Genomic DNA, 1018 nt, shown 5'->3' with positions numbered 1-1018 from the left:
CGATAAAGAAGAACAGCGACAGGAAGGCCAGCGCGACCATCAGCACCGAACCGGCGATGTCCTTGTAGAGCAGGGCGCGGACGGTCCTCATGCCATCGCCTCTTTGCTTACGCGGCGGCGCAGGCAGAAGCGGTTGGCGTTGTCGCGCAGCCAGATGACGGCCAGGGCCAGGAACAGGGCACTGCCATGCACGGTCAGCAGGCCGCGGGGCAGGCTGGTGCGACCGTTGCCTACCCAGGACTGCGACAGGTTGATGAGATTGAAGTAGATGACGAAGGCCAGTAGCGCAAACAGCAGATTCCAGTTGCTGGCGCGGCGCGGGTTGGATGCCGACAGGCCGACGCCGAGCAGGGCCATGTTGAAGCCGGCGAGGATCATGCCGAAGCGCCAGGCCAGCTCGCCCTGGTTCTTGGGCGTGGGCAGGCGCAGCAGGTCCAACGTCGCCATGGCCTTGGGCGGCAGCTGGTTGGCATTGGCCAGCACCTGCGGGTCGGTCATCACCTTGTACTGCTCGAAGCGTGCCAGGCTTTTCTCGCCGGTCTTGAGCTGGCTCTCGTTGCGCTGGCCGTGATCCAGCACGAGGAAGCGGTCATCGCCTTCCATCTCGAGATGGCCGCGGGCCGAGGTCGTCACCGACTCGCGTTCGTTCTGGTTGGCGAGGATGAAGACATTGCGGCCGGTGGCGGCGTTGTCGCCGTCGCGTTCGATGAAGAAGACCCGGCTGCCGTCGCGCGAGGTCTGGAACTGGCCCGGCGCCACGCGCGAGAGGTCGCCGCGCTTCTGATAACGGTCCCGCAATTCGGCGCTGTTCTGATTGCCCCAGGGCCAGACCAGCAGCTCGAGCACGATGACGCCGAGCAGCACCGGCCAAGCCATGCGCAGCACCGGGCGCACGAAGCGCGACAGCGGCACGCCGCTGGCAAACCAGATCGTCATTTCCGACTCGCGATAGGAGCGGCTGAGCGTGATGACGACGGCAACGAACAGCGACAGGATGAGCATGGTCGCGAGGTGGGCG

The 1018-nt window shown here is 65.5% G+C and carries 1 protein-coding gene; it reads right to left on the bottom strand.

Going from position 1 to position 1018, the window contains the following annotated elements; translation table 11 throughout:
* Window positions 1-87 precede the first annotated feature (87 nt).
* The coding region (gene lptF, locus ACXJKR_RS33395; protein ID WP_457326515.1) for an LPS export ABC transporter permease LptF at window positions 88-1018 on the bottom strand (931 nt) is incomplete at its 5' end.

This window comes from Roseateles sp. P5_E11, from assembly GCF_054049355.1.
The sequence above is the reverse complement of the archived record's forward strand: the minus strand, read 5'-3'. Positions and strand labels throughout refer to the sequence as shown.